Origin of the sequence: Labrys okinawensis (assembly GCF_002982075.1) — a bacterium.
GTDB classification, from domain to species: Bacteria; Pseudomonadota; Alphaproteobacteria; order Rhizobiales; family Labraceae; genus Labrys; species Labrys okinawensis_A.
On record NZ_PUEJ01000005.1, the window covers coordinates 258,647 to 272,183 of the forward strand.

Annotated in this window: 10 protein-coding genes; 4 read left to right on the plus strand and 6 right to left on the minus strand. The window is 64.7% G+C overall.

From position 1 onward, the window contains the following. Nucleotides 1–93: 93 nt before the first annotated feature. Entirely contained in the window at nt 94–1,176 is a 1,083-nt protein-coding gene (dinB, locus tag C5L14_RS14920) for a DNA polymerase IV (protein ID WP_105862847.1), read from the minus strand. Nucleotides 1,177–1,385: 209 nt separating this feature from the next. Continuing rightward, nucleotides 1,386–1,982 (minus strand): TetR/AcrR family transcriptional regulator, encoded by a 597-nt coding sequence (locus tag C5L14_RS14925; RefSeq protein WP_105862848.1) that lies wholly within the window; start codon nt 1,980–1,982, stop codon nt 1,386–1,388. A 189-nt stretch (nt 1,983–2,171) separates the two neighbouring features. Here C5L14_RS14925 and C5L14_RS14930 point away from each other — a divergent pair, with 189 nt between their 5' ends. Continuing rightward, entirely contained in the window at nt 2,172–3,704 is a 1,533-nt protein-coding gene (locus C5L14_RS14930; RefSeq protein ID WP_105862849.1) for an FAD-dependent monooxygenase, read from the plus strand. A 32-nt stretch (nt 3,705–3,736) separates the two neighbouring features. Here the strand turns inward: C5L14_RS14930 and C5L14_RS14935 are convergent, their stop codons facing one another. After that, entirely contained in the window at nt 3,737–5,146 is a 1,410-nt protein-coding gene (locus tag C5L14_RS14935) for a helix-turn-helix domain-containing protein (RefSeq protein WP_245443395.1), read from the minus strand. A gap of 172 nt (nt 5,147–5,318) precedes the next feature. On the opposite strand from C5L14_RS14935, the gene C5L14_RS14940 reads away from it, so the two are divergent. After that, on the plus strand, nt 5,319–5,552 hold the full coding sequence (locus tag C5L14_RS14940; RefSeq protein WP_105862850.1) for a hypothetical protein: 234 nt from the start codon (nt 5,319–5,321) through the stop codon (nt 5,550–5,552). A gap of 151 nt (nt 5,553–5,703) precedes the next feature. Beyond that, a complete protein-coding gene (gene aceA / locus C5L14_RS14945; RefSeq protein WP_105862851.1) occupies nt 5,704–7,002 on the plus strand; it encodes an isocitrate lyase in 1,299 nt (432 codons plus the stop codon). A 343-nt stretch (nt 7,003–7,345) separates the two neighbouring features. Here the strand turns inward: aceA and C5L14_RS14950 are convergent, their stop codons facing one another. Further along, the gene (locus C5L14_RS14950) at nt 7,346–8,719 is read right to left on the minus strand and encodes a sigma-54-dependent transcriptional regulator (protein WP_105862852.1); all 1,374 of its coding nucleotides are present in this window, start codon (nt 8,717–8,719) and stop codon (nt 7,346–7,348) included. A 79-nt stretch (nt 8,720–8,798) separates the two neighbouring features. Next, nucleotides 8,799–10,631 (minus strand): sensor histidine kinase, encoded by a 1,833-nt coding sequence (locus tag C5L14_RS14955; RefSeq protein WP_105862853.1) that lies wholly within the window; start codon nt 10,629–10,631, stop codon nt 8,799–8,801. Between the two features lie 244 nt (nt 10,632–10,875). Between C5L14_RS14955 and C5L14_RS14960 the strand changes: the two genes are divergently transcribed. Continuing rightward, nucleotides 10,876–12,198, plus strand: a complete 1,323-nt coding sequence (locus tag C5L14_RS14960; RefSeq protein ID WP_181161185.1) for a dicarboxylate/amino acid:cation symporter — start codon at nt 10,876–10,878, stop codon at nt 12,196–12,198. 96 nt (nt 12,199–12,294) lie between these two features. Here the strand turns inward: C5L14_RS14960 and C5L14_RS14965 are convergent, their stop codons facing one another. Further along, nucleotides 12,295–13,170 carry a hypothetical protein gene (locus C5L14_RS14965; RefSeq protein WP_146126917.1) on the minus strand — a complete coding sequence of 292 codons (876 nt, stop codon included), beginning with the start codon at nt 13,168–13,170 and terminating at the stop codon, nt 12,295–12,297. Between the last annotated feature and the right edge of the window lie 367 nt (nt 13,171–13,537).

The window sequence follows — 13,537 nt, forward strand, 5'->3', positions numbered from 1 at the left end:
GGTAAATCGAGATAGGGGTTAGATCGGTCCCAGGACGTCACGACCTCGGGAGAATGGTAATGGCGGTTCGATCCGGCAAATTTCTCGGGGAAATCAATTTTCCAGGCCGAGTTCGAGCTGTTCGCCGTCAGACGGTTCCTCCGAAGCGAAACCCGATAGGGTGACGCCGAGCAGGCGTATGCCCTTCGCCGGCGGGAACACGCTGCGGATGAGGTCCAGGCTGACGGATCGCAGGTTTTCCTGGGTGTGCACCGGTGCGGTCAGGGTACGGCTGCGGGTGGCCTGCTGGAAATCGGCATATTTGATCTTCACCGTCACGGTCCGGCCGAAGGCCTGGGTCTTCTCGCACCAGGCCCAGACCTCGTCGGCCATGGCGAGGACGCCGGCTTCGATATCCTCGGGCGTCGTCAGATCCTCGGAGAACGTCGTCTCCGAGCCGGAGGATTTGCGCGGGCGGTCCGGCTCCACCGGCCGGTCGTCCTCGCCCCGTGCGATCGCATGATACCAGGCCCCGGCCTTGCCGAAATGGCGGACGAGATCCTCCAGGGGCTGTGCCTTGAGGTCGGCGCCGGTGACGATGCCGAGCCGGTTCATCTTCTCAGCGGTGACCGGGCCGACACCGTGGAACTTGGCCACCGGCAATGTCTCCACGAAAGCCGGTCCCATGGCGGGGGTGATGACGAACTGCCCGTTGGGCTTGCGGTGATCGGAGGCGAGCTTGGCCAGGAACTTGTTGTAGGAAATGCCGGCCGAGGCGGTGAGGCCGGTTTCCTCGAGAATGCGGGTGCGGATGGCCTGTGCCGTCGCCGCCGCGCTGGGCAGGCCCTGCAAATTCGCGGTGACGTCGAGATAGGCCTCGTCCAGCGAAAGAGGCTCGATCAGCGGCGTGAACTCGGCGAAAACGGCGTGAATCTGGCGCGAGACGGCGCGATAGACCTCGAAGCGCGGCCTGACGAAGATGAGATCGGGGCAGTTGCGCAGCGCGGTCGAGGAAGGCATGGCGGAGCGCACGCCGAAGGCTCGCGCCTCATAGCTCGCCGCCGCGACCACGCCGCGCCGTTCCGAATAGCCCACGGCCAGCGGCCGTCCGCGCAACGAGGGATCGTCGCGCTGCTCGACGGAGGCGTAGAAGGCATCCATGTCGATATGGATGATCTTGCGGGTGGAGGCGGACATGGCGACAGTCTATACCAATGGTCGCGATGTTTGACTCGCGCGTCATTGCGAGCGCAGTGAGGCAATCCAATCTCCAAAGCGCGCCGCGCGTGCCTGTGGATTGCTCCGCTGCGCCCGCAATGACGGTGCAGGCGGCAATAGCGATGATGGGGAGTGTGGTTGAGGTCCAGCCTGCGTTCTTATGTCTGATTTCAAGAATGGTGGCTGGCTCAAAACTCTTTCGCCAGCAGGGCGAAACTCTCTTTGACATAATGGGCGAGAGGACGGGCCGCCTCGCTCTGCTTCCATTTCTCCAGGGCCAGGCGCAGGGTACCCATGGCTACCATCGCCACCAGCCGAAGCCCGTCCCGCCGTTCGGGGGAGGGCCAGAGCTCGCACATCGCTTCCAGTAGGATGCGCTCGGTCTCGACGAAACCAGCTTTTTTGCGCGCGCGCAGGGCTTCGGTCGATTGCATCAGGCGATCGAAAACGATGGACTCCTTGGTCTCGCGCCGAGATGCAAGTTTGACGAGGCAGTTCTGCACGGCGACCAGAGGGCGCTCCTCGGCGGATTCTTCGAGCATGGCCGGCCCGAGCGCCTCGCGGAAGCCGCCGTCATGCGCGGCCAGCAGCACATCCTCCTTCGATTTGAAATAGTAGAAGAAGGTTCGGCGCGAGATACCCGCCGCCTGGGCAATCGCCTCGAGCGTCGTGCCTTCATAGCCGTGCTTCACGAACAGTTTCAGGCCTTCTTCGACGATGCGCTCGGACGTCTCGCGCCGCTTGCGCTCCCGCAGGCCCCGCGGCTTTGGTGAGACGTCTTCCATACGAACCGGCTCCATCGCCACCTCTTGCAAAATTACACTGAGTGCAATAAAAAATCGCACTCAGTGTAATTTTTATAGCGATATTGATGACATGCCTCAAGCAATGACTGGGGTCCGCTACGGCGTCTTTCGCCAAGGCGGTGCTGGCGTGCAGACCGGCCTTCACCAGCGCGATGGAGGATTTATCCCTTGCTGCATGATGTCGTGATTGCCGGCGCGGGGCCGGTCGGCCTGTTCCTGGCCTGTGAACTGCGCCTTGCGGATCTGTCCGTGCTGGTGCTGGAGCAGAACGAAGATTCGCAGTCCCCCCTGAGGCGGCTTCCCTTCGGCTTGAGGGGCCTGTCGGTGCCAACAGCCGAAGCTTTCTACCGTCGCGGCTTGCTGGACGAGATCGCGTCTTCGCAGCCCGCCAAAGAGGGTCCAGGCCGCGGCGCCCAGGCCGCCGCCCATTGGATGCAGCAACCTCGCCGTCCCGGCGGACATTTTGCCGGCATCCAGTTCTTTCATGACAATATCGATGCTTCGAAGTGGCCCTACCGCCTGCCGAATCCGGCTGGGTCCGGCCTTGCGGTCACGATGGAGCATCTCGAAGCCGTCCTGGCCGCGCACGCCCATGCCATGGGCGTGGAGATCAGGCGGGGCCTCGGTGTCGAGGGCTTCGATCAGTCGGGGGAAGACGTGAGCATTCGTGCCGGCGCCTCGACGTTTCGCGGGCGCTGGCTGGTCGGTTGCGACGGGGGCCGCAGCATTGTGCGCAAGGCCGGCGGCTTTGAGTTCGCCGGTACCGATCCCGAATTCACCGGCTATTCCGTCGACGTCGAAATGGCCGATCCGGACAGGCTCAACCCGGGCCGCCACTACACACCGGCGGGCATGTACACCTATTCACCGCCCGGGACGATCGCGATGGTCGATTTCGACGGCGGTGCTTTCCATCGGACCCAGTCGGTCACGCTCGACCATGTCCAGACGGTGCTTCGCCGCGTCACCGGCATCGATGTCGCTCTGACGGCTCTCAAGCTCGCCGCGACGTGGACGGATCGCGCCTATCAGGCGACGGCCTATCGAAAGGGGCGCGTGCTGCTTGCCGGCGATGCCGCACATATTCATTCCCCGCTGGGCGGCCAGGGGCTCAATCTCGGGCTTGGCGATGCGATGAATCTCGGCTGGAAGCTGGCCGCCACGATCCGAGGCAGCGCCCCGGACGGCCTGCTCGACAGCTATTTCGAGGAGCGGCATCCGGTGGGCGCGCGGATCCTCGACTGGTCCCGCGCCCAGGTTGCCATCATGCGGCCGACCGCCAGTACGCGCGCGCTCGAAGCCATCATTCGAGACCTCATGGAGACGCGGGACGGCGCGACCTATTTTGCCGAGCGGGTGTGGGGTGTGTCTCTGCGCTACGATCTCGGCGACAGCCATCCACTGGCGGGCCGCAGCGCGCCCGACTTCGAGTTGGGCGGCGGCACGAGGCTTGCCCAGCTCCTCAGGACGGGCAAAGGCATCTTCCTCGATTTCGACGCCCGGCCGCACTGGCGGGCCCTTCTGTCACGCTGGAGCGACCGCATCAGCTATGTCGGCGGTGACGCCGACGACCGGCTCGGCCTGAGTGCCTTGCTGGTACGCCCGGATGGCGTCGTCGCCTGGGCCAGCGAAACCGGCCAGGACCCAGAGGAAGCCTCCACGGCCCTGGGGCGGTGGTTCGGCAGGCCCAGCGAGGCATGACGTTTCTTCACGGCGCTATGTGTCGAACGGCCTCAGATCCGCGAATAGAGGCTCTCGGCGTGCTCATGCTCGTTCAGCACCAGCTTGTGCTCGGCCGGGGGATGGGCACGCTGTCCGCAGTCGAGACGCGGGCAGATGCGGCAGCCCACGCCGATGGGCACGGCCTGGCCGGCATTGGAAACATCCATGCCGTCGGAATAGACCATCTCGGCCGCATGCGAGATGTGGCAGCCAAGGCCGATCGAAAGATGGCGCCTGGGCGCGTTGTGGCGATGGCCCCCTTTCGTCAACGACTTTGCAATGCAGAAATAGCGCGTGCCTTCCGGCATCTGGCTGATCTGGATGTTGATCTGCCCCGGCAGCAGGAAGGCGGCATAGACGTTCCAGCGCGGGCAGGCGCCGGAATGGCGGGGGATGTGGATGCCCGAAAGCGAGAAGCGCTTGGAGATGTTACCGGCGATATCGGTGCGGATCAGGTGTAGCGGGATGCCGCTGGCCCCGGGGCGCTGCAGCGTGGTCATGCGGTGGCAGACCTGCTCGAAGCTGGTCTTGAAGCGCCGGGCGATCCTGTCGATGTCGTAGCGCGTCTCCCGGCAGGCGGTGAGGAAGGGCTGATAGGGCATGATCACCGCGCCGGCGAAATAGGCGGCGAGGGCGTGGCGAGCCAGGGCCGGGGCATCGGCGGGCAAGGCGCTTTCGGTGATGAGATGCTCGATCTCGCGCGAGGCGGCGAGCAGGCCGAGGCGGTGGGCGGCCGTGAAGGTGGCGCTCTCGGGCGAGAGCACGTCGGCGGTCTCGAAGGTCTCCTCGTCGCGGTCGAGGCGCCCGGCAAGGCCCTGGGGCAGGGGAGCGAGCCGCCACTGCACGCCGAACACGTTGGAGAGGTAGAGCTTGAGGCCGTGCTCGAAGGAATCGGACAGATTGTCGATCTCGCCGCGAATGCGCTCGGCTTGCGCTTCCAGGGCCGGGAAGTAGTTGGCATTGGCCTGCAGGAAGTCCGAAACCGCATCGGTGGCGACGTGGTAGCCCGCCTCCTGGGCCGAGGTGGCGCTTTGATTGGCGTTGCGCAGCGAACGGAAGCGGTCGAACAGATGCACGATGGCCCGGCCGATCTGCGGGTTGGAGCTGGCGAGATCGCGCACGTCCTGATTGGTGACGTCGCTGTCAGCGAAGAGATCGTCGCCGAACAGCTCCATGAGGTCTCCGGCCAGCCGCGAATCGTCGTTCTCGGCGAGCTCGGTGGCATCGACACCGAAATAGCTTGCCGTCTTCAACAGCAGCGGCACCGTCATGCGCCGGCGGTTGTGCTCGATCAGGTTGAGATAGCTCGCGGAAATGCCGAGCGAGCTGGCAAGTTGGGCCTGCGAAATCCGGCTCTGCCGGCGCAACCTCTGAATCTTGCCGCCGATGCGCGGATCGGCCTCTTGCATGGCACCTGTCATGGTTCGTTCCCGGTCTTGTTACCTTGTAAATTTTTACAAGATTTACAACATTACAAAATTTTCTTTACAGCGATTTTCCGGTTGACGCCCCGGAAATGCGATACGTCTTGCTTTATTGCGCCGCGGTGTCAATCATTGACTTAACACGAAATGCGGTACGGAGGAACGTGTTATGGACCAGATGCGCCAGAGCAACGATCACGACGAATTCATCACCATCATCGGCGCCAGCATGGCCGAGATCAACGCCGAGTACCACGCCCAGGGTCTGGCGGATCGGGACTTCTCGATCGTGCACAAGATCGGCCGGCATCGCTTCACCCGCGTGGGCGGCGGCGCTTCCGAACACATGTTCGACGGCCAGTCGATGATCGCCGCCACCTTCACCCGGACGCGCCGCAACTGATGCCGGCCCGAACCGCGGCCCTCCTTTTGGAGGCATCTGGAGTGTCGATCTTCGATCGACACTTTCGGAAACGCGGCAGGAAATTGTCGATCTGAAGATCGGCACTCAATCAGTCAATCTCTTTACACGTCGACACGTTAGGAAGTTTGTGATGCTCGATACCCAGAAGAACCGCCCCGCCGAGACCTTCCCCGCCCCGGAATGGGCGCCGGATCGCTGGCGCAACGTCCGCCGCAACTACACGCCGCGCGACGTGGAGCGGCTCGCCGGGTCGCTGCCGATCCGCCATACGCTGGCTGAGAATGGCGCCAGGCGCCTGTGGGAACTCCTGCACAAGCGCGACTATGTGCCGACGCTCGGCACCTTCACCGGCAATCAGGCGGTGCAGCAGGTCAAGGCCGGGCTCGAGGCGATCTATCTGTCCGGCTGGCAGGTGGCGGCGGATGCCAATAGCTCGGGCAACATGTATCCCGACCAGAGCCTCTATCCCGTCGACAGCGTGCCCTCCGTCGTGCGCCGCATCAACAAGGCCCTGCAGCGCGCAGACCAGATCCAGACCATGGAGCGCGTCGACGGCAAGGGCGGTGAGCAGCTCGATTATTTCGTGCCTGTGATCGCCGATGCCGAAGCCGGCTTTGGCGGCCAGCTCAACGCCTATGAACTGATGAAGGCGATGATCGAGGCGGGCGCCGCCGCGGTGCATTTCGAGGACCAGCTGGCTTCGGAAAAGAAGTGCGGCCATCTCGGCGGCAAGGTGCTGGTGCCGACGCGCACCTTCATCAAGACGCTGAACGCGGCACGCCTCGCGGCCGACGTGATGGGCGTGCCGACCTTGATCATGGCCCGTACCGATGCCGAGGCAGCGCGCCTGATCACCTCCGATGTCGATGAGGCCGACCGGCCCTTCATCACCGGGGAGCGTACGCCGGAAGGCTTCTATGTGCTCAAGGGCGGCTTCGAGGCGGCGATCGCCCGCGGCATTGCCTATGCGCCCTATGCCGATCTGATCTGGTGCGAGACCTCGACGCCGAGCCTGGCCGACGCCAAGCGCTTCGCCGAAGCCGTGCGCAAGGTCCATCCGGACCAGATGCTGGCCTATAACTGCTCGCCCTCGTTCAACTGGGCCAAGCATATGGATCCGGCGGCAATGAAGGCGTTCCAGCGCGAGCTGGGTGCGATGGGCTACAAGTACCAGTTCATCACGCTGGCTGGCTTCCACAACACCAGCTACACCACCTTCGACCTCGCCCGCCGCTACAGGCAGGATGGCATGGCCGCCTATTCGCAGCTCCAGCAGGCCGAGTTCGCCGCCGAGGCCGACGGCTTCACTGCGACGCGCCACCAGCGCGAGGTCGGCACCTCCTATTTCGACGCCATCGCCACCATCCTTGGCGAGGGCCAGAGCTCGACCACGGCGATGGAACATTCGACCGAGACGGCGCAGTTCTGAGGCGATACTCACTTCCCGATATCGTGATGGCCCTTCCCGCGACAGCGGGGAGGGTCGTTTCTTTTCGGGTGCGCGGGCATCCTGCCCGCTTCTGGAAACGCGGCGCACCTTGGAAGGAAAGAACGGGTAAGAAACCTATGGGCGTTACCTTTGCGAGCGGGAGGCGCACGAAAAGCGGCGCGCCCATCTCCTCGGCTCCATCAAGTGATGGAGGGGGATCGGCATCTTCTTGCGGGCAAGTCTGGCGTTTCCAAGATGGTCGATCTGGAGATCGACCCACCGGACGCTCGCCTTTCGCCCGCAAAGCAAGCGCGTATGGGCAAGATGCCTTTGCGCCCGGAGATTACGGTTCTTCCGCCTCGAAACTCGCGCGGTTGATGCCGTATTTCGTCAACTTGTCGTAGAAGGTCTTACGCGGGATGCCGAGGGTTTCGAGGCTGGCCCGTACATCGCCCTTGTGCCGGGTCAGCGCCTCGCGGATGAGGTCGGCCTCGTAGCGCTCCAGCCGCTCGGGCAGCGAGGCGCCTTCACCCAAGCCCGAGGCCGGGGCATTTGTTCCGGCCGCGGCGAGGTCGACCTCGGCCAGCCCCAGCGCCATGCGCTCGGCGAAATGCACGATCTCGCGCACATTGCCCGGCCAATCATGGGTGGCGAGGTGGTGGCGCACGGCCGGCGTCAGCATCGGTACTTCGCGCTGGAAGCGCCGGCAGGCCCGGTCGAGATAGACGGCAAACAGCAGGGGCACGTCTTCCCGCCGTTCGCGCACGGGTGGAATGCGCAGCGTCACCACATTGAGGCGGTGGAACAGGTCTTCGCGGAAGCTGGCCCTGTGCGCCGGAGAGCCGAGATCGCTCTTGGCGGCGGCGACTACGCGCAGATCCACCTGCCGAGCCGTGTTGGAGCCGAGCGGCGTGATCTCGCGCTGCTCGAGCACGCGCAGCAGGCGGGCCTGGGCGCTGAGCGGCATGCTCTCGATCTCGTCCAGGAACAGCGTGCCGCCGCTGGAATGCTCGATCAGCCCGACCCTTTTCTTCAGCGCGCCGGTAAAGGCGCCGCTCTCATGTCCGAACAGTTCGCTTTCCAGCACCGTTTCGGGCAGGGCGCCGCAATTGAGCGCGACAAAACGCCCGCTGCGCCGCCGGCCGAGATGATGGAGCTGGTCGGCCACCAATTCCTTGCCGGTGCCGGTTTCGCCCACGATCATCACGTCGACATCGGCATCGGCCACCGCCTTCAGCGTTTCGCGCAGACGCTCCATCGCGGGAGCGTCGCCGAGCAAAGGCGAGGGGGCGCTGGCCTCTGCCGCCGCCTGGCGCAGGCGCCGGTTCTCCATCACCAGAGCCCGCTTTTCGGTGGCGCGTTTCACGCTCTGGATCAGCCTGTCGGAGGCGAAGGGCTTGGGCAGGAAATCATAGGCCCCTTCGCGCATCGCTTCGACGGCGGTGGCAATGTCACCATGCCCGGTGATCATGATCACCGGCAGGTCGGGATCGCGGGCGCGCAAGGTGCGGAACAATTCCATGCCGTCGAGGCGCGGCATGCGCAGATCGGTGATCACCACGCCCGGAAAGCGTTCGTCGATGGCCTTGAGGGCTTCGACGGCGGATTCGAACAGGAACGGCTCGAAGCCGGCAAGCCGCAGTGTCTGCGCATTGGCGTCGCGCAGGACGGCATCGTCGTCGACGAAGGCCACGGGCAAGGGGGAGCCGGCAGTCATGGCGTGCGCATCTCCGGCAGAAGGCTGACGGGAGACGGCGGCCGAACGAGGTGGAATATCGAAGTGTTGCTCATGCCGTTCATCCCTCTTTCTCCGCCCGCTTTAGGGTGATCAGGAAGCGGCAGCCTTGGCCCGGCTGGCTTTCCACCTCCAGGCGGCCGCCGAATTCCTCGACGATGTCCTTTGAAATCACCAGCCCGAGACCGAGCCCGCCGGGCTTGGTGGTGGTGAAGGGCGTGAAGAGATGGGCCGTCACCTCGGGCGCAAGGCCGGGGCCATTGTCGGATACGGTGAGACGGACCAGGTCGCCTTCGCCAGCAATGCCGATATGGATGGCCTGGACGGCTCGTCCTTCCAGGGCTTCGAGGGCGTTCTGCAGGAGATTGACCAGCACCTGCTCGAGCCGCACGCGATTGGCCGCCACCCTCAGATCGTCCGCAACAGGATCGACGTCGATCTCCGCCCCCTGGCGCCGGGCCCGGATACCGACCAGCAGCAGCGCACCGTCGAGCACGTCTCGCAGGGGGACCGGCCCGACATCGCCGGTGGCCTTGCGGGCGAAGCTTCGCAGTTGCGCGATGATGTCGGCGATCTTTTCGGTCAGCCCGGCAATGGTCGCCAGGTTCTGGCGGGCTGGCACCGGCTCGCTGCGGTCGAGAAAGATCGCGGCATTGTCGGCGAAACTGCGGATGGCGGCGACCGGCTGGTTCACCTCATGGGCGAGGCCTGCCGTGATCTGGCCGAGGATCGCGAGGCGATTGGCCTGGGTGAGTTCGTCTCGCGCGGTCTGCAGCTTGGCCTCGACCTTGCGGCGCTCGTCGATCTCGGCGGAGAGGAGAGCATTGCTCTGGCTGAGGTCGAGCGTGCGAGCCTCGACGCGATGCTCGAGTTCGATCTGGGCTTCGGTGAGTTCGGCCGTGCGCGCGATCGCCCGCTGGCGCCGGTGCAGGAGTATGCCGAGCAGGACCAGCGTGGCGCCGACCACCGCGAAGGTGATGGAGCGCAAGGTCGCGGCGCCGGCGGCAAGCGCGCGCGCGGCCGGCTCCAGCAGATGCAGCTGCCAACTGGTCGTAGGCACCTTGCTCGCGCTGGCGAGGTGCAGCCCGCTGCCGCGCAGGGAGACGAAGTCTGCGCCCGGCGTCGATGCCTGGCTGCGCCGGATCGGCAAGACCGTCAGCGGCGAATCGCCGAACTGCAGAGAGGAGCGGATCCTTGCTGCTTCCTCGGCGGCGATCGGGGCCTGCGCCATGAAGCGCCATTCCGGCTGGCTGGTCAGCAGCACGATGCCGCGGGGGTCGGTGACATAGACGATGGCGCCCGAGCGATGCCAATCCTCCTCGACAGAGAAGAACTCCACCTTGACCACGATGACGCCCTGCATGCCGCCTGGGCCGTCGATGCGACGGGCAATGTAGAGGCCCGGCCGCTGGCTGACGGTACCAAGGGCGAAATGCTCGGTGTCTCCCTTGGCCACCGCTTCGGTGAAATAGGGGCGAAAGGCATAATTGGTGCCGACGAAGCTGATGTCCTCCTTCCAGTTGGAAGAGGCGATCGCCAGGCCCGTGCGGTCGATCAGGTAGATCACGGCCGAGCGCGCGCCGGCATTCAGGCTTTCGAGCTTGGCATTCATGGCTCCGATACGAGCCGCATCCGGCGAGCTCAGGGTGGCGAGCACATCGGGATCGCGTGACAGCACCAGCGAGAGCGTGCGCTGCTTTTCCAGCTCGCTGCGCAGTACGGCGATATCCAGCGTGGCACTGCCGGCAGCCTGAGCACGGAGGGCCTCGGCGGCCTGGCGTGTGCCGTAATTGCCGGCAAGCCAGACGGCGAGCGCCAGGCTCGCCAGGCTGAGCGCGGCAAAAACCAGCCATTCGATCCGCCGCTTTCGCCGTCTTTGCGCAGCCCCGCTCATCGATTTTTATCGCCATCCTTCGCGGCCAAGCATGTGCGGAAATCCGCACAGGAGCAAGGCCGATGTGCGGGACTTCGCTCAAAAGGCTTGGCGCCGCCAATGGGCACGAGCCACGAAATCGAGCAATATCAATAGCTTGATTGTTGGCACGGGATTTGCTGATCATAAGGCAGCCGCTGGCAGAAAGCGGCGTCGAGGAAACCCTTTGGGCCAGGCCGCTTGCCGGGGCCCCATGGAGGAACAGATGATCTCCCTCAGCGAGATGCCCAAGGCGGAGGCTCCGCGCAAGCGCCCCTTCTATGCAAACCTCTACTTCCAGGTCCTTGTCGCGATCGCGCTGGGGATTTTGCTCGGTCATTTCTATCCCGATCTCGGCAAGTCCCTGAAGCCGCTGGGCGACGCCTTCATCAAGCTGGTGAAGATGGTGATCACCCCGGTGATCGCGCTGACCGTGATCACGGGCATTGCCGGCATGAGCGATCTCAAGAAGCTCGGCCGCGTCGTCGGCAAGGCCTTCATCTACTTCCTGACTTTCTCCACCCTGGCTTTGATCATCGGGCTTCTGGTCGGGAATATCGTGCAGCCGGGCGCCGGCTTGAACGTCAATCCGGCTACACTGGATCCCAAGGCGGTGGCCGATTATGCCGCCAAGGCGCATGACCAGACCATCACCGGCTTCCTGATGAACATCATCCCCAGCAATCCGATCAGCGCGCTGGCGGGCGGAGACGTGCTGCAGGTGCTGTTCTTCTCGGTGGTGTTCGGTATCGCGCTGGCCCAGATCGGCAGTGCAGCCGAACCGCTGCTGATCGTGCTGAACTCGATCTCGCGCGGCATGTTCCGGCTGGTCGCCATCCTGATGAAGGCCGCGCCCATCGGCGCCTTCGGGGCCATGGCCTTCACCATCGGTGCCTATGGCATTGGTTCGATCGCCAATCTCCTGATGCTGATCGGCACCTTCTACCTGACCTCTCTGCTTTTCGTGCTGGTCGTGCTCGGGGCAGTCGCCTGGTACAATGGCTTCTCGATCCTTGCTCTGATCCGCTACATCAAGGAAGAGCTCCTGCTGGTCCTCGGTACCTCCTCCTCCGAGGCCGCGCTGCCCAGCCTGATGGACAAGATGGAGCGGGCCGGCTGCCGCAAATCGGTGGTGGGTATCGTCATCCCCACCGGCTATTCCTTCAACCTCGACGGTACCAATATCTACATGACTCTGGCCGCTTTGTTCATCGCGCAGGCCACCGGCATTCAGCTTGGCTGGGGCGAGCAGATCCTGCTGCTCCTGGTTGCCATGCTGAGCTCGAAGGGCGCGGCCGGCATCACGGGCGCCGGATTCATCACCCTGGCGGCGACGCTGGCCGTGGTGCCCTCCGTTCCGGTTGCCGGCATGGCCCTCATCCTCGGCATCGACCGCTTCATGTCCGAATGCCGGGCCCTCACCAATCTGGTCGGCAATGCTGTCGCCACCATCGTGGTAGCCCGGTGGGAGGGCGAACTCGACAAGGCCCAGCTCGCGGCCGCACTGAGCGGTGACGACGCGCCGCAAACGGTAGCCGCGGCAGCCTGAGGCCCATCGACTGGCGAGACGAGAGAGGGGCGGACCGCCGGTCCGCCCCTTCTTTTATCATGATGCCGCTGCGCGCGTTTCCCGCACGCGCCGTCGTCAGACCTGCAATTCCAGATCGGCGGTGACGGGCACGGCGTCACTGCGGTCGGGACCTGCTTCATACCCGCGAACACGCAGGCTGCCCTGGCGGGCATTGGCTTCGACGGCAAGCCGGGTGATGGCATTGCGCAAGGGCGGTTCCACCCAGGCAAAGGGTGCCATCGCCCGGCCGGCATGAGAGGCGATGGCCAGGCGGCGGCTGGGACTGTCACTTTCGGAGGCCATGCCGTTGTTCCAGCCAGGCGCATTGGCCCAATCGTTGGCGGCGGCCACCGGGCCGGTTTGCGTAACGAAGGCTTCCGGCCGGCGCTCGATCACGCAGGTCTCGGCCGGCGAAAGACCCGTCAGCGTGAAGATCGTTTCGGCTGCGAGCGGTATGCGTTCCATGAGATCCCGCGCTGTAGCGAAATCGGGAGCCTCCTCGAAGATGCGGCGGAGCAGATGCATGGGAGGCATCAGCCCACGCCGCAAGCCGGACAGATCCGGCACGATCGCGCCGCTGGCGCTCGCCGTGCCGGCCGACGCCGGGCCCTTATTGATGGAGGCCGCAAAGCGGCCGGGCGCCAAGGCCGTCAGCACGCCCACGGCCCCCGGCCAGGTCACGTTGAGGAATTCCCCGGCGGGGCCGCGTTGCCGGACGATTTCGACGAAACGGCCAAGGCCGTCGAAATCCCAATCGAGCGTCCGCAGCAGGCGGGCACCGCGTCCGTCCGGCGCCGCCGCCGCCAGCGTGGTGCAGCCCCATTCATAGGCGGCGTTGATCAGGAAGGCGCCCGGCATCGGCAGGAGCGCTGCGATCGCTTCGATCTCGCCGACATAGGGGGAGGGACTGGCAAGCAGCCAGGCATGAGCGGCGGCGTCGAGTGCGGTCACCCTGCCATACGCTTCTGCCGGCATTGAAATCAAACAAGACCGCAGCAGCGCCCGCACCGTATCTCTGCGAGCCTGGGCGTGTGCGACCGGGCCGCTGTCGCGCGCATCGAAGATGGGAATGGGCGGCAACAGGGCTGCAGGGCCTTTCTGCAAGCCGGCGCGAGGAAAGGGGATGATGCTCATTGCCGAGCTCCCGCCTGAAGAAGTTCCGCGAAATTATCGAAGCTTTGCGATGTATTGTCACCCGCCAAGATGATGGCCGTGGCTTTACGTAGCGCTCATCCCTCACCGGGCCCTGTGCCTTCTCCGATCGACATGTTCTCGTTCCGAAGAGCTTCCGGATGGTTTTTCACTTGGTAAAGCGTGT

Coding starts and splice junctions, on each gene's coding strand:
- dinB (WP_105862847.1), bottom strand. CDS start 1,176: ATGTCCGCCTCCACCCGCAAGATCATCCATATCGACATGGATGCCTTC.
- C5L14_RS14935 (WP_245443395.1), bottom strand. CDS start 5,146: ATGACAGGTGCCATGCAAGAGGCCGATCCGCGCATCGGCGGCAAGATT.
- C5L14_RS14925 (WP_105862848.1), bottom strand. CDS start 1,982: ATGGAAGACGTCTCACCAAAGCCGCGGGGCCTGCGGGAGCGCAAGCGG.
- C5L14_RS14955 (WP_105862853.1), bottom strand. CDS start 10,631: ATGAGCGGGGCTGCGCAAAGACGGCGAAAGCGGCGGATCGAATGGCTG.
- C5L14_RS14960 (WP_181161185.1), top strand. CDS start 10,876: ATGATCTCCCTCAGCGAGATGCCCAAGGCGGAGGCTCCGCGCAAGCGC.
- C5L14_RS14950 (WP_105862852.1), bottom strand. CDS start 8,719: ATGACTGCCGGCTCCCCCTTGCCCGTGGCCTTCGTCGACGACGATGCC.
- C5L14_RS14940 (WP_105862850.1), top strand. CDS start 5,319: ATGGACCAGATGCGCCAGAGCAACGATCACGACGAATTCATCACCATC.
- aceA (WP_105862851.1), top strand. CDS start 5,704: ATGCTCGATACCCAGAAGAACCGCCCCGCCGAGACCTTCCCCGCCCCG.